16 protein-coding genes are annotated in these 17,008 nt (G+C 66.8%); 9 read left to right on the forward strand and 7 right to left on the reverse strand.

Annotated features, from left to right (window positions below; genetic code table 11):
- Window positions 1-49 precede the first annotated feature (49 nt).
- Window positions 50-850 carry an IclR family transcriptional regulator gene (locus tag OVA06_RS17890; protein ID WP_268160174.1) on the forward strand — a complete coding sequence of 267 codons (801 nt, stop codon included), beginning with the start codon at window positions 50-52 and terminating at the stop codon, window positions 848-850.
- A 132-nt stretch (window positions 851-982) separates the two neighbouring features.
- On the opposite strand, the gene OVA06_RS17895 is transcribed toward OVA06_RS17890, so the two are convergent.
- Together OVA06_RS17895 and OVA06_RS17900 are read right to left on the reverse strand one after the other, a co-directional pair.
- Complete coding sequence (locus OVA06_RS17895; protein ID WP_268160175.1) at window positions 983-2,476, reverse strand: FAD-dependent monooxygenase; 1,494 nt, start codon at window positions 2,474-2,476, stop codon at window positions 983-985.
- A gap of 312 nt (window positions 2,477-2,788) precedes the next feature.
- Window positions 2,789-2,989: a hypothetical protein gene (locus OVA06_RS17900; RefSeq protein WP_056077326.1), complete on the reverse strand. Its 201-nt coding sequence runs from the start codon at window positions 2,987-2,989 to the stop codon at window positions 2,789-2,791.
- Between the two features lie 291 nt (window positions 2,990-3,280).
- On the opposite strand from OVA06_RS17900, the gene OVA06_RS17905 reads away from it, so the two are divergent.
- Window positions 3,281-4,624: a glycosyltransferase family 87 protein gene (locus tag OVA06_RS17905; protein WP_268160177.1), complete on the forward strand. Its 1,344-nt coding sequence runs from the start codon at window positions 3,281-3,283 to the stop codon at window positions 4,622-4,624.
- A gap of 7 nt (window positions 4,625-4,631) precedes the next feature.
- Window positions 4,632-5,909, forward strand: a complete 1,278-nt coding sequence (locus OVA06_RS17910) for a glycosyltransferase family 87 protein (RefSeq protein ID WP_268160178.1) — start codon at window positions 4,632-4,634, stop codon at window positions 5,907-5,909.
- On the opposite strand, the gene mptB is transcribed toward OVA06_RS17910, so the two are convergent.
- Window positions 5,906-7,525: a polyprenol phosphomannose-dependent alpha 1,6 mannosyltransferase MptB gene (gene mptB, locus OVA06_RS17915; RefSeq protein WP_268160179.1), complete on the reverse strand. Its 1,620-nt coding sequence runs from the start codon at window positions 7,523-7,525 to the stop codon at window positions 5,906-5,908. The genes OVA06_RS17910 and mptB overlap by 4 nt on opposite strands.
- Before the next feature lie 141 nt (window positions 7,526-7,666).
- Window positions 7,667-8,056, reverse strand: a complete 390-nt coding sequence (locus OVA06_RS17920) for a MerR family transcriptional regulator (RefSeq protein ID WP_442793567.1) — start codon at window positions 8,054-8,056, stop codon at window positions 7,667-7,669.
- Window positions 8,057-8,297: 241 nt separating this feature from the next.
- On the opposite strand from OVA06_RS17920, the gene OVA06_RS17925 reads away from it, so the two are divergent.
- A complete protein-coding gene (locus tag OVA06_RS17925) occupies window positions 8,298-9,749 on the forward strand; it encodes a SulP family inorganic anion transporter (RefSeq protein ID WP_268160840.1) in 1,452 nt (483 codons plus the stop codon).
- 37 nt (window positions 9,750-9,786) lie between these two features.
- On the opposite strand, the gene OVA06_RS17930 is transcribed toward OVA06_RS17925, so the two are convergent.
- The gene (locus tag OVA06_RS17930; protein WP_268160181.1) at window positions 9,787-10,203 is read right to left on the reverse strand and encodes a hypothetical protein; all 417 of its coding nucleotides are present in this window, start codon (window positions 10,201-10,203) and stop codon (window positions 9,787-9,789) included.
- 98 nt (window positions 10,204-10,301) lie between these two features.
- Between OVA06_RS17930 and OVA06_RS17935 the strand changes: the two genes are divergently transcribed.
- On the forward strand, window positions 10,302-11,042 hold the full coding sequence (locus OVA06_RS17935) for a hypothetical protein (protein ID WP_268160183.1): 741 nt from the start codon (window positions 10,302-10,304) through the stop codon (window positions 11,040-11,042).
- A gap of 87 nt (window positions 11,043-11,129) precedes the next feature.
- On the opposite strand, the gene OVA06_RS17940 is transcribed toward OVA06_RS17935, so the two are convergent.
- Window positions 11,130-12,158, reverse strand: a complete 1,029-nt coding sequence (locus tag OVA06_RS17940) for a LacI family DNA-binding transcriptional regulator (RefSeq protein ID WP_268160185.1) — start codon at window positions 12,156-12,158, stop codon at window positions 11,130-11,132.
- Between the two features lie 129 nt (window positions 12,159-12,287).
- Between OVA06_RS17940 and OVA06_RS17945 the strand changes: the two genes are divergently transcribed.
- The 3 genes from OVA06_RS17945 to OVA06_RS17955 are packed head-to-tail and all read left to right on the forward strand — an operon-like array spanning window position 12,288 to window position 15,339.
- Window positions 12,288-13,517: a Gfo/Idh/MocA family protein gene (locus OVA06_RS17945; RefSeq protein WP_268160186.1), complete on the forward strand. Its 1,230-nt coding sequence runs from the start codon at window positions 12,288-12,290 to the stop codon at window positions 13,515-13,517.
- Window positions 13,514-14,212: a ThuA domain-containing protein gene (locus tag OVA06_RS17950; RefSeq protein WP_268160187.1), complete on the forward strand. Its 699-nt coding sequence runs from the start codon at window positions 13,514-13,516 to the stop codon at window positions 14,210-14,212. The genes OVA06_RS17945 and OVA06_RS17950 overlap by 4 nt, the downstream gene beginning before the upstream one ends.
- Window positions 14,197-15,339 carry a Gfo/Idh/MocA family protein gene (locus OVA06_RS17955; protein WP_268160188.1) on the forward strand — a complete coding sequence of 381 codons (1,143 nt, stop codon included), beginning with the start codon at window positions 14,197-14,199 and terminating at the stop codon, window positions 15,337-15,339. The genes OVA06_RS17950 and OVA06_RS17955 overlap by 16 nt, the downstream gene beginning before the upstream one ends.
- Here OVA06_RS17955 and OVA06_RS17960 read toward each other — a convergent pair.
- Entirely contained in the window at window positions 15,336-16,487 is a 1,152-nt protein-coding gene (locus OVA06_RS17960; protein ID WP_268160189.1) for a GGDEF domain-containing protein, read from the reverse strand. The genes OVA06_RS17955 and OVA06_RS17960 overlap by 4 nt on opposite strands.
- A 162-nt stretch (window positions 16,488-16,649) precedes the next feature.
- On the opposite strand from OVA06_RS17960, the gene OVA06_RS17965 reads away from it, so the two are divergent.
- Window positions 16,650-16,886: a zinc-ribbon domain-containing protein gene (locus tag OVA06_RS17965; RefSeq protein ID WP_056077355.1), complete on the forward strand. Its 237-nt coding sequence runs from the start codon at window positions 16,650-16,652 to the stop codon at window positions 16,884-16,886.
- Window positions 16,887-17,008: the final 122 nt, after the last annotated feature.

Raw genomic sequence — 17,008 nt, forward strand, 5'->3', positions numbered from 1 at the left:
AGGAGACACAGGGACTGTCAAGCGCAAGGAACTTACATAGAATGGAAGAATGACGACGACGACTTCCACCACGGCCGGGCCGGCAGAAGAGGGCCCCAAGTCCTCGAACATGCGCTCCCTTTCCCGGGCCCTGGAGGTCTTTGCGGAACTGCAGCGGGCAGAACGGCCGCAGCGGCTCAGCGACCTGGCAAGGAACTGCGGCATGAGCCTGCCCACCACCCTGCGGATTCTGCGGGTACTGCAGGATTTCGGGATGGTGAGCCAGACGGACAAGTCCTACCGGATCGGCCCCGCCGTCCTGCCGGCCGCCCGCAGCTTCCTGGAAAACGATCCCCTCGTGGTAGCGGCACGCCCCATCCTGCAGCAGGTCGCTTCGCAGACCGGGCTGACGGCGTCGTTGTATTCCCGGCTGGGCTTCGAGCGCATCCTGGTGGCGCGCGTGGACGGCGAGGCGCCGCTGCGCTACGACCTTCCGCTGGGCAAGCGGCTGCCGCTGACGCTCGGTGCCGCAGGGAAAATCCTGCTGGCATCGGCCTCCGACGACGAACTTCAGCAGGTGGTCACGGCGGCGGTGGCGTCCGGCCAGGAAGACGCGGACCTGACGGCAGAGGTCCTGCGCGGACGCCTCCCCGAACCCGGGACCGACTACGCCTATTCGGCGGATGAGCGGGCCACCGGTGTCCTCTCGGTGGCCATGGCCATCCAGAACCGGACCGGCCGGCCCACTGAATCCATCTCGCTGACCAGCCCCGTGGAGGCGGCCAGCGAAGCCACCCTGAAGGCCGGCGTCCCCGAGCTGCGCCGTGCCGCCGGCCGCCTCTCCGAGCTGCTCGAGGGCTCCGTCTACTAAGCAGAGTGACGCCGCCGCAAGAAGTACGACGGCGTCACGCACGGCACGCTTTCGCCTCGCCATCGGAGGGGAAACCCCGGAAACCCGGCCCTCCGCCGTCGGCCGTCCCCCAAAAGCGTGCCCGGCGTGACGCTACCGCGCCGCCGAAGGCCCGAACCAGGTGCGGAGCACCTCAGCGAGGCCGGACGCGGATCCCTCCCCCACCCACGCCACATAGCCGTCCGGACGGACCAGTACGGCCGACGGCGAAGCAACAGTTCCGAGGACCGGCATCACCCACTCGCCCCCGTAGTGCGCGTCCACCAGCTGAACCGCCGGCGGCAGGGGTGTGGAGTCAAAAGCGCCGGCGGTCCCCAGATTCAGCAGGACAGGGTGTGCGGTGTGCAGCAGCGCGTACAGCCTGAGGGGCCCGGCCTGCGTCTCGAGGTCCAGGTCCGGCATCCGGCGGCCGAGCAGCGGGTGGCCTTCGTCCAGGCCGTAGTGCACGTCCAGGCCCGACTGCATCCCGGCGAACCGGCGGCGCGGCTCCTCCATGCCCAGCAGCTCGGCCATCACCTCACCCACGGCGGCGATCCTGGGATCCGGGCGGCGGAGTGCACTCTGGGCCATGGTGTTCCGCAGGACCCGCGCCGCCACGGGATGGCGCTCTTCGCTGTACGTGTCCAGGAGGCTTTCCGGTGAGGTCCCGTGGAGCACCTGCGCCAGCTTCCAGCCCAGGTTCACGGCGTCCTGGACACCGATGTTCAGGCCCTGGCCGCCGTCGGGCGCATGGATGTGCGCCGCATCGCCGGCCAGCAGGATCCGACCCTTCCTATAGGTGGCAGCCTGCCGGGTGGCATCCGTGAACCGGGAGATCCAGGTGGGGCTGTGGGCGCCGTAGTCGGTGCCGCAGACAGCGGTGAGGGCCGCGCTCAGATCGGCCAGGCCCGGTTCACCGGTGCCCACGTGCTCCTCCGTGACCATGACCGCCACCGGGCCGCTGTCCGCGTACACCACCTGGCCGTCCTGGATGGTGTACTCGCGCCGCCCGAAGGAGTGGATGCCGAAGGGGTTCTGGTGGACGCCGAACTCCGGCTGCCCGGTCATCTCCACCTCGGCGATCAGCGCACTGGTGGTGGGATCCCAGCCGGGAAATTCGATGCCCGCAGCATTGCGGACCAGGCTGCGGCCGCCGTCGCACCCCACAACGAAGTCCGCTCGCAGCGTCCGGCCGTCCGCCAGGGAAACCTCGACGCCGGTGCCGTCCTGCGCAACGCCCGTCACCTCAGTGCCGCGGTGGAAAGTCACGGGCAGCCCGCCCACCCAGCCCGCCAGGATCCGCTCAATGTGGTTCTGCCACAGCCCCAGCCCGTACGGGTGGCGGGTGGGAAACCCGGTGAGGTCGAACCGGGTGCCGGCGAAGCCCGCCACCTGGGCAACCTGACCTTCGGCGAGGAACCGCTCCGCAATGCCCCGCTGGTCCAGCACCTCGATGGTGCGGGCGTGGAGGCCACCCGCCCGTGCGCCGGCGAGCTCCTGGCTGGGACGCCGCTCCACCACTGCCACATCGACCCCGGCGAGTGCCAGCTCGCCGGCCAGCATGAGCCCGGTGGGCCCGCTTCCCACAATCACTGCCTGGTGTTTCATCCCCGCGCTCCCCATCCTTCGAGGGACCGCGCTGATGGCACGGCCTCCGGCGAACGATTATCCGGCCCACCCGGGGCCTTGCCGCAAGCCCCACCCCAGGCGATACATTGGAATTACAGGAGCTCGCACGCTGGCCAGTAACCGCCAACGGAGTCGCACGCAAAAAGCGCCTGCCACCCCTTCTGAAAAGGGGCGGCAGGCGCTTTTGTTGCTCTCACTCATGGACGGATCAGAAGCTGGTTCGCAGATCAGAATCCGGAAGGCTGGGTTCCGTGAACCAGCTTCGGACGGGCCGGCCGGGGCGGGCGATTCCTACCAGGCCTGGTGTTCCCGCGTCGTGCCGAAGGGGACGGCGTCGCTGAGGGCCACGGTGAACTTGTCCACTCCGTGGCGGGTTACCAGGATGCCGTGCCGGCTGTCCATGGCATGCTTCCTGGCCACGGAGACGGCGGCGTCCAGTTGGCTGTCCATGCTCTGGCGGTCGGAGACGGTGAAGGTCAGGGGAAAATTCATTGGTAGTGCCTTAGGGGTGGTGTGGATGGGAGTGGAACTCTGCGCTCCCCAAGGCTGCAGTGCCTGGGCTCTATGGTGCATGACGCATCCGCCGCCAGCAACTTTAGAAAAATACCGCAGGTCAGGCAGAGGATTGCGCTTTCCGTGGCTTATTCAATTACGGCCGGTCAATGGCAGTGAATTAGAGTTGAAGCCGGGCGGAAACTGTTCCAGGCCCTTCGATGTTCCTGAACGACGCCGCTGTGCGCCTGCCGTGCGGCAGCGTCCAGCCACCCGCGCAACCACTTACGTGTGCCACGACCTGACAAGGATCCCGCCATTTCCACGGACGCTTTCTTCGGCAATCTCACCCGGATCCGCAACGTCATCATCCCCGGCAGGGCGCGTGCGGTGCTGAATACGCCGCGCGGACTGCTGGGCGGGTTCATCGTGGTGCACCTGGTCTTCCTCATCTTCGCGGCCTCTTTGTCCCTGCGCGGCGAGGCCTTCAGCGATACGTTCATCTACCGCGACTGGGCCATGGCCGGGTTCAACGACGCCAACCTGTCCGGTGGCCCCAGCCCCTGGGTATACCCGATCCTCGCGCTCATCCCCATGGCCATCGCCGGCGCCGCCGGACCCGGACCCTTCTTCTTCCTCTGGGTCCTGATGACCACCCTCCTCAACGGCTGGGCCCTGCTCAAACTGACCGAACGCGGCCGCAACACGGACGCCGTCCCCGCGGGCTGGTGGTGGCTGGCTTTCACCTTCCTGATGGGCTGGCTTGGCTTCGCCCGCGTGGACGGCCTCACCGCCCCCCTGGTCCTGGTGGCCCTGGCCTACGGCGTGGGCCGGCCCTTCATCGCCTCCGTCCTCCTGGCCATCGGCACCTGGGTGAAGGTGTGGCCGGCGGCCATCATGCTGGCCCTGTTCGCCGTGGTCAAGAACCGGCTCGTGGTGGTCCTGGCCGGGCTTGCGACGTCGGCGGCCGTCGTCGCGCTGGCAGCAGCGCTCGGCAGCGTCCCCAAGCTGCTGAACTTCCTCACCCAGCAGGGCGACCGCGGCATGCAGCTCGAAGCCACCTTCACCACCCCGTGGCTCTGGCTGTCCGTCCTGAATGCCGGCGGCTCCCGCATGTACATGAACACGGACATCAACTCCATGCAGGTGGACGGCCCGGGAACCGCCACCATGTCCGTGCTGATGCAGCCGCTGCTGATCCTGGCAGCCCTCCTGGTGGCCGGCATGACCTTCTGGGCACTCCACAACGGCAAGCAGCACAAGGTGGCGGGCGGCGTGGACCGCACCGAGCTGCTCCTGGCCGGCGCCCTCGCCCTCGCCGCAGCATTCGTGGTATTCAACAAGGTGGGCTCCCCGCAGTTCATGGTGTGGCTTGGCCCCGCCGTCGCCGTGGGCCTGGCGCACAGCTGGCGTGAATGGCGCGTCCCCGCGGTGATGCTCATTGCCATCGCCGTGGCCACGTACTTCATCTACCCGCTCTTCTACGACGCCCTCAGCCACAACAACCCGTGGATGGCGCTGGTGCTGACCATCCGCAACGTCCTGCTGGTGGTCCTGTTCCTATGGAGCGTCCGCCGGCTGTACCTGCTGGGCAAGAAAACGCCGGCATCTGCTCCTGCGCTGAAGGAGTCCTGACATTTCCATGACGTTCTTTGACCGCCTGGTCAGTGCCCGCACCCGGCTGCTCCCGGCGAAGGTGGTGGACTGGTTCGCCCGGCCGTCCAGCGTGTGGTGGGGTTTCGCCGTCGTGTACCTGTACTTCCTGGGCTGGATGGCCTCCTTCTTCCTGAACGGCGACACCTTCAGCGACACGGAGCAGTACCGCCAGTGGGCCACGGACGGCTACAACCCGCAGGACCTGGACGGCAAGATCAGCCCCTGGGTCTACCCGGTGCTGGCCCAGCTGCCCATCTTCCTGGCGAACATCGCCGGGCCCAGCCTGTACCTGCTCATGTGGTTCCTGATCATCACGGCCCTCAACGCCGTCGGGATCCTGTACCTGACGCGCGGGCCGCGCAAGGTCAGCGGCATCGCCCCCGCATGGTGGTGGCTTTTCTTCACCATCTTCATGGGCTACCTCAGCTTCGCCCGGGTTGAAGGCATCACCGCCCCGATCGTGCTCATCGCACTGCTGTACGCGGCGGAACGCCCCGTCGTTGCCGGCGTCCTGCTCAGCATCGCCACGTGGATCAAAGTATGGCCCGCGGCCGTCCTGGCGCCCATCGTGATCGCCAGCCACAAGCGCATCCAGGTGGTCCTGGCCGGCGCCGGAGTTACCGCCGTCGTGGCCCTGGGGACGTGGCTGTCCGGCGGCCTGCCGCACATCATGGACTTCCTCCTGAACCAGGGCGAACGCGGCATGCAGCTCGAAGCCACCTTCTCCACACCGTGGGTGTGGCTGAGCGTCTTCAACATCGCCGGGTCCAAAATGGCGGACAACACGGCCATCAACTCCACCGAGGTCTACGGCCCGGGCGCCAGCACCGCGGCGTTCCTGATGCAGCCGCTGCTGATCCTCGCGGCCGCGGTGGCCGCCGTCCTGCTGGTCCGCGCATTGAAACGCGGGGCCGAACGCGAGGAACTGTTCCTCGAGGGGTCCCTGATGATGGTCACCGCCTTCATCGTGTTCAACAAGGTGGGCTCGCCGCAGTTCATCATCTGGCTGGCTCCGGTGATCATCGCCGGCCTCGCGCACGACTGGGACCGCTGGAAGGTCCCGGCGGCGCTGCTGATGGGCATCGCCATGACCACGTTCGTGATCTACCCGCTGTTCTACACTCCACTGATCCACGCCCACCCGGTCATGGCGGCCATCCTGACCACCCGCAACGTTTTGCTGGTAGTGCTGCTGTGGTGGTCGGTGCAGCGGACGGCCGAGCTGGGCCGCAAGAATTCCACCCCGGTAACTGCCGGGGCCTAGCCCCGTCCGGCCTGGTCCAGGGACGACCGGTCCGCGTTGGCGCGGCGGGCCGCCCGGCGCTCCGCCACCCACTGCCAGCCCGTGCGGGCCAGGTCCAGCGGACGCCCTTCGATGAGCAGCTTGCGTGTATGCACGTCGAGGAATAGAAGGTAGAACGTAAAGGCCAGCGCGGTGACGAACGCCAGCGACGACGGCGGGATGGGCAATTCCACGAAGCCCCAGACGGAGAGCTGGTCCTGCGCGCCGAACACCACGAAGAACGTGACGCCCACGTACAGGGACCGGATCTGCCAGTCGTCGCGGATGCCGGTGACGGCCAGGAACGGCAGGAACCACAGGATGTACCAGGGCTGGATGATGGGCGAGAGCATCACGACGGCGGTGAACGCCAACGCCATCCGGCGCACCGCCCGCGAATAGTCGCCGCGGAACATGAGCAGCAGCACCAGCCCGATGGCGGTCCACTTCATGCCGGTCCGAAGCCACGTGGCCAAGGTTCCGCCCGGCAGGCCGAGGACGTTGGCGAGGAACTCCACCTGCTGCCCCAGGAACCCTGAGGGCGAGTAGCCGGTGTAGCCGGGGGTGGTGTCCAGGATGGCCCACGTCCAGCCCATACCAAGGTTGTACGGGATACCGCTCAGCAGCAGGACGGCCAGGCTGATGCCCGCCGTGGCACCCCACATCAGGAACTTCCGGAGCCACGACGCCGACGGCCCGGCCCACATCACACCAATGAACGGCAGCAGGAGCACGGTGATGGGCTTGATGCCGATCGAGGCGGTGACCAGCAGGATGCCGAGCAGGTAGCGCCGGGTGGCCGCGAAGTAGACGCCGGCCACGGCCAGGCCCACCATCAGGGCGTCATTGTGGGCGCTGGCGATGAAGCTGATCAGGAACAGCGGGTTGGCCACCGTGATCCACAGCGCCCGGGCACCGTTGATGCCGTGCAGTTCGGCGAGCTTGGGCACGTAGATGACGCAGAGCAGCACGCCGACGCCGGCAAGCAGGCGGAAGAGGAGGACGGACGCGTCAGGCTGGGCTCCGGTCAGCCCCACCACACCGCGCGCGAGCCAGAGGAAGTACGGTCCGTAGGGTGTCCGGTTTTCCGCCCAGGCGGGATCGGCGCCGAGCGCGAACCAGTTGTTAAGGGTGGAGATTCCCACCTCGTACGGGTTTTGGCCTTCCTGGACCAGCCGTCCCTGGCCTGTGTACGCGTAGACGTCGCGGGAAAACACGGGGACGCAGAAGATCAGCGGCAGCGACCACGCGGACACGGCAATGACCACGGACCGCAGGGATTTGCTGCCCCAGTCCGCGAGCCGTTGCCCCAGCCGCAGCCAGGAGCGCATGAGCAGCATGGCGCCGAGGGTGAGGAGGAAGGTGGAGACCGTGACGCCCCATCCTTCGGTGCGCAGGGCGATGACCACGGGCTGGCGGATCATGGGCGAGCCGTTGGCGATCCACCCAGTGCCGATAGAGCCCACGAACATCATCAGGGAGCCGATGAAGCCTTCGATGGTGGCGAGGTAGGCACGTCCTTTGGCCGGCGCGGACGCCGTTGCCGGTGTGCCCGGCCGGCTGTCCGAAGTCCGGAGGTGTGACCCGCCTGCCGTCATGATTGTGTCTGGTCCCCTACCTGGTTGCGGCGCTGGCTGGACCAGCGAGAATAGGCCGCCCTGCAACCCGGCCATTTTATCAGCCGGCTTTGCTGCTGCTCCGGTCCGCGGCCGGGAGACGCCCCACAGTTTCGTTAAGCCTTACTGCGCGTGGAGTAGCGCCAGGAACTCATCTGCCATGCCGAGTTGTTCCTCCAGCTTGGCACGGCGCCGCGCGGCCTCCTCAATAAAGGTGTTCAGCTCCGCTCTGATGGCGGTGTCATCCTGGCCTGCCTCGGACGCCTCCAGCGCGTCAATGACCCGCAGGAGTCCGGCCATGGCCTCGAGGGTGAATCCCAGTGGCTTCATCCGGCGGATCACCAGCAGGCGGGTGAAGTCGCGTTCGGTGTACAGGCGGAAGCCGCCCTCGGTCCGGCCTGACGGCTTGAGCAGGCCCACCTCGTCGTAGTGCCGGATGGTCCGCAACGACATCTGCGACCGGTCCGCGAGCTCGCCGATGTGCATCGTCGCCACCACTTCTTCGGCGGTCATTTCCTTCACCATCACGTCACCAACCCTGGTCAACCCTCACGTTAGGGTAGTGTTGCACACGCATCCGGACGTTGCCGGTGCATTCCTTCTCCACCCATTGTCTTCCATGACCGGGCTGGACCCGTGCGCAGCGTGGCGCAGAAACGTTCCCCACCGCTCTTCCCCAACAGAGCCGAGTCCCTGGAGCCGCTCCTTGGCCGTCGCCGACCGCCCCCGCCTTCTCCGGCAACCCATCACCGTCATGACCGCCCTCCGCTCTCCGCGGCAACTGTCCCGCGAGGTCCTCGCCGGGATGGTCACAACACTCGCCCTGGTCCCGGAGGTCATCTCCTTCTCGATTGTCGCGGGAGTCGATCCGATGGTGAGCCTTGTCGCCTCCATCGTGCTGGCCTTGGCGATGTCCATCCTTGGCGGCCGGCCGGGAGTGGTCACAGCCGCAGCCGGTTCCGTGGCCCTGGTCATTGCCCCACTGGTGCACGAGCACGGCGTGCAGTACGTCCTGCCGGCGGTGCTCCTCGCCGGCGTCGTCCAGGTGGTCTTTGGCCTGGCCGGCCTCGCCCGCCTGATGCGGTTCATTCCCCGCTCGGTGATGATCGGGTTCGTCAATGCCCTGGGTGTGCTGATCTTCATGGCGCAGGTTCCGCACGTCCTCAACGTCCCGTGGCTCGCCTATGCCCTGTTCGCCCTGACTTTCGCGATTATTTTCATCCTTCCGCGGTTCACGAAGGTGGTCCCGTCGCCGCTGGTGGCGATCGTCGTGGTGACCGCAATCGCGATTATTGCCGGCCTCGCGGTTCCAAACGTCTCTGACGAGGGGCCCCTGACGGGCAAGCTGCCCGGGTTTACGCCGTTCCTCTTCCCGGTGAGTGTTGAGACCTTCCAGCTGATCCTGCCCACCGCGCTGAGCGTGGCCTTCGTGGGGCTCATGGAAACGCTCCTCACTGCAAAACTCGTGGACGACATCACCGACACCCCGTCGCACAAAGGCCGCGAGTCCTGGGCACTGGGCGTCTCGAACATCCTTGCCGGTTTCTATGGCGGCATCGCCGGGTGCGCGATGATCGGGCAGACCGTGCTGAACGTAAAGACCGGGCAGGCCCGCACCCGCATCTCGACGGTGGTGGCCGGGGTGTTCCTGCTCGCACTGGTAACGGGGCTCAGCTCGATCATGGGCCAGATTCCCATGGTGGCCCTGGCCGCGGTGATGATGGTGGTGGCCGTTACCACTGTCGACTGGCACAGCGTCAAGCCGTCCACCCTGAAGCGCATGCCCCTGCCGGAGACGCTCGTCATGGGCGCGACGGTCGCCGTCGTGGTGTTCACCGGGAACCTCGCCTACGGCGTCCTGGTGGGCGTGGTCCTCGCCATGGTGCTGTTCGCACGCCGGGTGGCCCACGTCATCAGCGTGGACCGGAAACTGGCGGATGACGGTCAAAGCGTCCGCTACGACGTGGTGGGGCCGCTCTTCTTCGGCAGCAGCAACGACCTCGTGGAACACTTTGCGTACGCCGACGACCCGGCGTCAGTGACCATCAACCTCAGCCGTGCCCAGATTTGGGACGCCTCCACCGTCGCCGCCCTCGACTCCATCGAAACGAAATACGGCGACCACGGGGCAAAGGTGGCCATTGAGGGCCTCGATGAACGCAGCACCGGATTCCACCGCCGCCTCAGCGGGCATCTCGGTTCCTGACGCTTCCGGTCAGTTGAGGCCGGACCAGCGCGCAGGGTCAGCGCCGGACGAGGATGTTGTCCTGGATCAGGGCATAACCCTGGCCCACCAGGTCCCCGGTATCCCCGCCGTCGGCCACCACGGCCGCCTCGCTTCCGTACCCCAGAAGATTGGTGGTCAGCACCGGCCCGCCGTCCGTTGCGCACGCCGAACCCCACCGGTCCTTGCCTTCGTCCGCAACCTGGATCAGGCAGAATCCCGCCTTCTGGTCGGGGCGGGCAAGGTAGAACCGGAAGCCTCCGTGATCGGCAGCGAGCCTGACAGTGGAGGGGTCAGTGCCCTTGAGGTCCACGAACACGGGGACCTCATCTTCGGCTGAAGCTGCCCGGTCAAGAATTGCCATGCCCGGCTGCTGCGGCTCCGGGCTGCATGACACCATCGCCAGCATCCCCACGGCTGCAACTGCGGACGTCACTACAGAGCCTCGGACCGGCACGATTCCCCCACCTCAAAAGAAAATATCTACTTAGCAACGATATTGCCGGGGAACACGTACCGCAAAAGCGACTTGACTTGATCCATGCAGCAATTCGATGTTATGAAAATCGATGGACCGAACCATTTACCAGCACGCATCGTGGCCGTCAATTCATAAACAAGGGAAATTGCACCGGATATCCCTGCTACGCTCTATCCGCCATCGAAATCGTATGGATTTACAAATGGGGGAAAATGAATATCAGAAAAATTCTTTTGGCAGCCACAATCTCCGCAGGCCTAAGCCTCGGCCTCGCTGGGCCTGCCCACGCATCCGAAACGCCGCCGGCGGCGCCTTCCAGTGACAATGTCCAGGCCGCAGTAGACCACCACTTTGCGAACCTTAATGCGCCTGTCATGCCTTCCAAGGGAGAGATGGCCGGCACGGATGCCGTAGGGGACACCTACCGCGTCACCATCACCGGCCAGCAGTACGGAACCGAATCTCCGGACATTCTGACAAGCTGCAGGAATCCCGGCGCAACCTGCAGCCTGTCCCGTGCAGTGACCATGTCAGCCACAGTGTCGGGTGGGTTCGGATTGTCGGCGGGCGCCGTCAGCGCACAAGCGGGACTCAGCTATTCGGTATCCGTCTCCGATACTGTCTCCTGCACGTCGCCGGTCCTGGGCTATAACCAGCTTTACATCGCACGCCCATCTGGAACATTCGTTTTTTACAATGTTGACCGTTACAACCTTTTCGGTTTTCATACCGGCACCGAGCGTGGGACGGCATTCTTCCCCACTGGAGTTTCGTGCCGTGTGATTTACGGGTAAGGCAGTACGCGAACATGGGCACCCATTACCGGAATTGGCAATGGGTGCCCTTTCGTGCTCCAGGAAATTGAATGACCAAGGGCAGGACTATTCCCCGTGAGGGGCGGCTGTCGATTCCCGGACCACCAGCTTCGTGGCCAGTTCGACCCGTCGGGAATCCGGCACCTCCCCCTGGACCTGGCGCAGGATAATCCGGAGGGCCGCCCGGCCGATGTCCCGCAGCGGCTGCGCCACGGTGGTCAGGGCCGGAACGGATTCCTCTGCCTGCCGGATGCCGTCGAATCCCACCACGCTGAGTTCATTCGGGATCCGGACCTGCTGGCGGAGGGCTTCGGCGATAACGCCCAAGGCGATGGTGTCGCTGGCGGCAACCACTGCTGTGGGCGGGGGATCGAGCAGCAGCAGGTCGCGGAGCCGCCGCGCGCCGTCGTCGGACCTGAACTCCCCGGCCAGGACGTACCGGTCCTCCGCGGCGATTCCCTGCGAGCGCAACGCCGCAAGGTAGCCGTGCAGCCTGGCCTGGCTGCACTCCACCACTTCAGGACCGCCGAGGAAGGCTATGCGCCGATGCCCCAGTGACAGGAGATGCGCCGTGGCGTCCTTGGCGCCGGCCCAGTCGGTGCAGCCGACGCTCACCACCTGCTCCGACGGCGGATTCAGCGGATCGATGACCACCACGGGAACGCCGCGGCGGTGGAAGGCGTCCAGCGGCGCATCGCCGAAGGCCGAGGTCACCACGATCATTCCGCACCGCCCCTGGTCCACGATGCGCTGGGCACGTTGCTCCGGGTTGGGCGCTCCCCCGCGCGAACCCGTGCTGCTCAGCACCACCTCCACGCCGCCAGCCGCGGCCGAATCCATAATTCCGGCCAGCACCTCCGCCGTGTAGCCGGAGTTCAGGGAGTCGACCACCACCTCCACCACCGGGACTGCAGCGAGGGAGCGGCGGTGCTGCACCGGCGACCTGTAACCCGACTCCTCCAGGATGGCGAGGACCCGCTTCCGGGTTTCAGCGGCAACGTCCGGCCGGCCGTTGATCACCTTGGAGACGGTGGGAACCGAGACGCCGGCCTGCCGCGCCACCGCCGAGAGTGTCATCCTGCTGCGATTGGCCATCCGCATTCCCATCCCGTCGTCGAAAGTTTTCGGTGGCTGAAAGTCTTGACGCGGAAACAAAACCCAAACTAGCGTCAAGTCATCCCGAAATAGTACCGAAAACTTTCGAACAGCTGCAAAGAGGCACCTATGGCAAACCCCACCCCGCTGCGCATAGGCATGGCGGGCTACGCCTTCATGGGCGCCGCACATTCGCACGCCTGGCGGACGGCCCCGCGGTTCTTCGACCTCCCGCTGGTTCCGGAACTGACCGCGCTGGCCGGCAGGAACGCGGACGCCGCGGCAGCAGCGGCCGCCAAGCTGGGCTGGAGTTCCACCGAAACGGACTGGCGCCGACTCATCGAGCGGGATGACATCGACCTCATTGACATCTGCACTCCCGGCGACACGCACGCCCAGATTGCCATTGCCGCGCTGGAAGCCGGCAAGCACGTCCTCTGCGAAAAACCCCTGGCCAACACGGTGGAGGAGGCCGAACGCATGGCCGCCGCGGCACGGACCGCCGCCACGCGCGGCGTCTACGCCATGTGCGGCTACAGCTACCGCCGCACCCCGGCCCTGGCGTTGGCCAAGCGGATGGTGGACAGCGGCAGGCTGGGGACCATCCGCCACGTGCGCGCACAGTACCTCCAGGATTGGCTCAGCGACGCAAATGCCCCCATGACCTGGCGCCTGGACAGGTCCAGGTCCGGCTCCGGCGCGCTGGGCGACATCGGCGCCCACATCATCGACGCCGCCCAGTGGATCACCGGCCAGCAGATCTCCGGAGTGTCGGCGCTGATGGAGACGTTCGTCCGGGAACGGCCCCTGGCGGGCGACCTCGTGGGCCTCGGCGGCCATGGAAACCTCGACGCCGGTTCGCCCCGGGGTGCGGTTACGGTCGACGACGCGGCGATTTTCACGGCAAGGTTCGACGGCGGCCCGGTGGGGGTTTTCGAGGCCACGCGCTATGCGCTGGGGCGGCGGAACGCCATGCGGTTGGAGATCAACGGCAGCGAGGGTTCGCTCGCCTTCGACTTCGAGGACAACAATGTCCTGTCCTTCTATGACGCCGCCGACGGGCCCGACGCCGGCTTCCGGAGGATCATCGTCACGGAACCCGAGCACCCCTACGTAGGAAACTGGTGGCCCACCGGCCACGGCCTCGGCTACGAGCACGGCTTCACCCACCAGGTAGTGGATCTGGTGACCGCCCTCGCGGCCGGCCGCCAGCCTGAACCGTCCTTCGCTGACGCACTGCAGGTGCAGCGCGTCCTCGCAGCGGTGGAGACGAGTGCGGGCAATGCCTCCCGCTGGCAAGAGATCCGCCGTCCAGACCCAGCCTCCAGCTCCTATGCACATGAAGGAATTTCCCTATGACCGGCACGAAGAACGCCCTGGTGGTCCGCGGCGGCTGGGACGGGCACCAGCCCGTCGAAGCAACGGACCTGTTCATCCCCTTCCTCAAAGACCACGGCTACGACGTCCGGATCGAGGAGTCCCCCAAGATCTATGCCGATGCGGACTACATGGCGGGCGTGGACCTCATTGTCCAGTGCATGACCATGAGCACCATCGAAAAGGACGAGTTCGCAGGTTTGCGGGCCGCCGTGGAAAGCGGTACCGGCCTGGCCGGCTGGCACGGCGGCATCGCGGATTCGTACCGCAATACCTCCGACTACCTGCACCTGATCGGCGGGCAGTTCGCCTGCCACCCCGGCAAACACCCGGACGGGCGCCGCGGCGAACAGGCGGACAACTACGTTCCCTACACGGTGAACATGCTTCCCGCCGCCGCGGACCACCCCATCACCCGCGGCATTCCCGACTTCGACCTGGTCACCGAGCAGTACTGGGTGCTGGCCGATGACTACATCGACGTCCTGGCCACCACCACCCAGAAAGTAAGGTCCTGGGATCCGTGGCACCGCGAGGTCACGTCACCGGCCATCTGGACCCGCCAGTGGGGCGCGGGAAAGATCTTCGTCTGCACGCCCGGCCACCGCGTGGAAATCCTTCAGGACACCAACGTCCGCACCGTCATCGAGAGGGGGCTGCTGTGGGCCAGCCGCTGACCGCAGGCACCGCCATCACCGTCGGCATCATCGGCTGCGGCGCCATCAGCGCCCAGTACCTGGCCAGCTTCCACCGCCTGCCGAACATCCGGCTCACCGCCGTCGCGGATTTGGACCTGTCCCGCGCGCAGGCTGTCGCGGACTCCTGCGATGGCGTGCGCGCCGTGACGGTGGACGAACTGCTGGCTGATCCCGCCGTCGGCCTCGTCCTGAACCTCACCATTCCTGCCGCCCACGCGGACATCGCGCTCCAGACCATAGCCGCCGGGAAGGCCGTGTACGGCGAAAAGCCGCTGGCGGCGAGCACCAAGGAGGCCCGGGAGGTTCTGGACGCTGCGAAGGCGGCCGGCGTCGCCGTGGGATGCGCTCCGGACACGGTCCTGGGCACTGGAATCCAGACCGCGCGGAAGGCGATCGACGACGGCCTGATCGGCACCCCCATCGCCGCCGCCGCCGTCATGGCCACCCCGGGACACGAGCGCTGGCACCCCAACCCGGACTTCTACTACCAGCCCGGCGGCGGCCCGCTGCTGGACATGGGCCCGTACTACGTCACCGCGCTGGTAACCCTGCTGGGTCCTGTGGTTTCCGTGACCGGCGCCGCCAGCCACACCAGGGATCAGCGCACCATCGGCTCCGGCCCCCGCGCCGGCGAAACCGTACCCGTCCACGTGGACTCGCACGTGACCGGGACACTGACGCATGCCGGCGGCGCCATCTCCACGCTGGTGATGAGCTTCGACTCCGTCCGCACCAAGAGTCCCAACCTGGAGATCCACGGCGAGCGCGGCTCGCTGGTGGTTCCGGACCCCAACAGGTTCGACGGCGACGTGGAGCTATTCATGCCCGGTGCAGCGGACTGGGAGGTGCTTCCCGTTTCGGCCGGCTATGTGGGCGCGGGCCGCGGTTTCGGGATCGCGGACCTGGCGGCCACCGGTCCCGGCAGCGAGCCGCGGGCCGGGGGCGAGCTGGCGTTCCACATCCTGGATGTCATGGAATCGCTGCTGGAGGCTGCACGGACCGGCGCCGCCACAGCGGTGCGGAGCACCGCGGCCAGGCCAGCACCGGTCCCGCTGACTCCCGCCCGGCCTGAGGACAGCCCGGACGGCAGCCTGCCCCGCGCCTAAACGCGCCCGTCGCTGCGGGCGCTCCGGTTCCGGCCCAGGGACTTGGCCGTGTACAAAGCCGTGTCCGCTGCCGCGATGAGATCGTCCACCTGGGAGGTCCCGGCGTCGTACGTGGAAATCCCATAACTTGCCGTGGGCATCTCCACCCCGTCCAGGCGGGCGTCCGCGGCGAGGCGGCGGCTGATCTCGGAGGCCACCAGCTCTGCCCGCTCGGGGCTGGCCCCGGGCATCAGGAGGACGAATTCCTCGCCGCCGTAACGGCCCACCAGGTCGGTGGTCCGCACGGTGGCGGTGCAGGCATCCGCGAACCGGCGCAGTGCCACGTCCCCTGCCGCGTGGCCGTAGGTGTCGTTGACGGATTTGAAGTGGTCCAGGTCAGCCAGGATGAGGGCCCCGGAGGCACCGGTGATGGCCCGGTCCGCCAGCTGCTCGGCGGCCAGGTCCAGGAAGGCTTTCCGGTTCAGGAGCCCGGTGAGGTCATCTCGCGAGGCCACCACGCGCAGTGCCCGCGTCTGCTGCTCGCTGCTGAGGGCCGCCATGCTGAAGGACACCACCACAAGGAGCACCATGGTCACCAGCGTGGTGACGGCGGACCCGAACACTGTGACGAACGTGCGCCCGTCCTGGCCTTCCAGGACGAAGGCCAGCCAGCGGAAGAAATAGTAGACGGCCAGGCCACCGGCGGAGACCGCCATGGGGATACGGACCCGGGAGTACCCCGGCTCCAGGCGCCAGAGTTCGCGTGAGGCCAACCCGATGCTGATGCTCATGGCGGCAAGGAAAACGGTCCCGCCGGACCAGGTGTTGGTGGCCGGGCTGTCCAGGACCGACGCCACCAGGGTGGCCAGGGGAAGGCCCGCGAAGGCCCAGATGCGCGGCCGGACGGTACGCAGGGACCGGGCGCCTGCCCAGACGGCCACGCCACCGTTTACCAGCAGCACGTTGCCCACGGGGTTGGCCCAGATCTGGTGCGGCGTTCCGTCCAGCAGGAAGCAGCCGGAGCCGCCCAGGAAGAAGATCAGGGCCACGCACCACCAGCCGCTGTACGGCGAGCGGGTTACCCGGTACGCCGAGAAGTAGAACAGCACCACCAGGACCAGGGCCATGAGGCCGAAGGCGATCCGAAGGGTCGTCGTATCCAGAACCATGTCTCCGAAAGTCCCCCAAACGCCGAAACCCTAACTGCCCCCAAGTATCGCACCGCCCCGACGGGCCCGCACCCACCCGCAACGCCATGACGAACGTGTTCGGACCGCCTAGGGTGGAAGATGCTGCCGGATCACCGGCATAAGCCACCAGAAAGGCCCGCCATGCTCCTTCTCTTTGGCTTCAAGACGGTCGACAAAGCCCTCCCGGGCAGGCCCGGGACGTGCCAGCACTGCCGCGCCCACGTACACCACGCCCTGGTTGAGCGGGCCACCAAGTTCACGCTGTTCTTCATCCCGGTGTTCACCACGTCCCGGAAATTCCGCATCACCTGCACCAACTGCGGCTACGTCTCGTCCATCTCGGGACGCCAGAAGCGGGCGCTGGAAATGCGTGGATGACGCTGCGGGAACTTCCGGCCGTCCCGTAAAGTTGAATGCATTATGGACGACCCTCCTTCACATATGCCCTGGCCCCTCTGCCTTCTGACCGGATCACCGGCCACCACAGGAGAGGGGCGCCC

The sequence above is a fragment of the Pseudarthrobacter sp. SL88 genome (assembly GCF_026672455.1).
Lineage (GTDB): Bacteria > Actinomycetota > Actinomycetes > Actinomycetales > Micrococcaceae > Arthrobacter.

What these genes read in the sequence shown, in the direction of transcription:
- OVA06_RS17890 (WP_268160174.1), top strand. Translation starts at nt 50, where the DNA reads ATGACGACGACGACTTCCACCACGGCCGGGCCGGCAGAAGAGGGCCCC.
- OVA06_RS17895 (WP_268160175.1), bottom strand. Translation starts at nt 2,476, where the DNA reads ATGAAACACCAGGCAGTGATTGTGGGAAGCGGGCCCACCGGGCTCATG.
- OVA06_RS17900 (WP_056077326.1), bottom strand. Translation starts at nt 2,989, where the DNA reads ATGAATTTTCCCCTGACCTTCACCGTCTCCGACCGCCAGAGCATGGAC.
- OVA06_RS17910 (WP_268160178.1), top strand. Translation starts at nt 4,632, where the DNA reads ATGACGTTCTTTGACCGCCTGGTCAGTGCCCGCACCCGGCTGCTCCCG.
- mptB (WP_268160179.1), bottom strand. Translation starts at nt 7,525, where the DNA reads ATGACGGCAGGCGGGTCACACCTCCGGACTTCGGACAGCCGGCCGGGC.
- OVA06_RS17920 (WP_442793567.1), bottom strand. Translation starts at nt 8,056, where the DNA reads ATGACCGCCGAAGAAGTGGTGGCGACGATGCACATCGGCGAGCTCGCG.
- OVA06_RS17925 (WP_268160840.1), top strand. Translation starts at nt 8,298, where the DNA reads ATGACCGCCCTCCGCTCTCCGCGGCAACTGTCCCGCGAGGTCCTCGCC.
- OVA06_RS17940 (WP_268160185.1), bottom strand. Translation starts at nt 12,158, where the DNA reads ATGGCCAATCGCAGCAGGATGACACTCTCGGCGGTGGCGCGGCAGGCC.
- OVA06_RS17945 (WP_268160186.1), top strand. Translation starts at nt 12,288, where the DNA reads ATGGCAAACCCCACCCCGCTGCGCATAGGCATGGCGGGCTACGCCTTC.
- OVA06_RS17950 (WP_268160187.1), top strand. Translation starts at nt 13,514, where the DNA reads ATGACCGGCACGAAGAACGCCCTGGTGGTCCGCGGCGGCTGGGACGGG.
- OVA06_RS17960 (WP_268160189.1), bottom strand. Translation starts at nt 16,487, where the DNA reads ATGGTTCTGGATACGACGACCCTTCGGATCGCCTTCGGCCTCATGGCC.
- OVA06_RS17965 (WP_056077355.1), top strand. Translation starts at nt 16,650, where the DNA reads ATGCTCCTTCTCTTTGGCTTCAAGACGGTCGACAAAGCCCTCCCGGGC.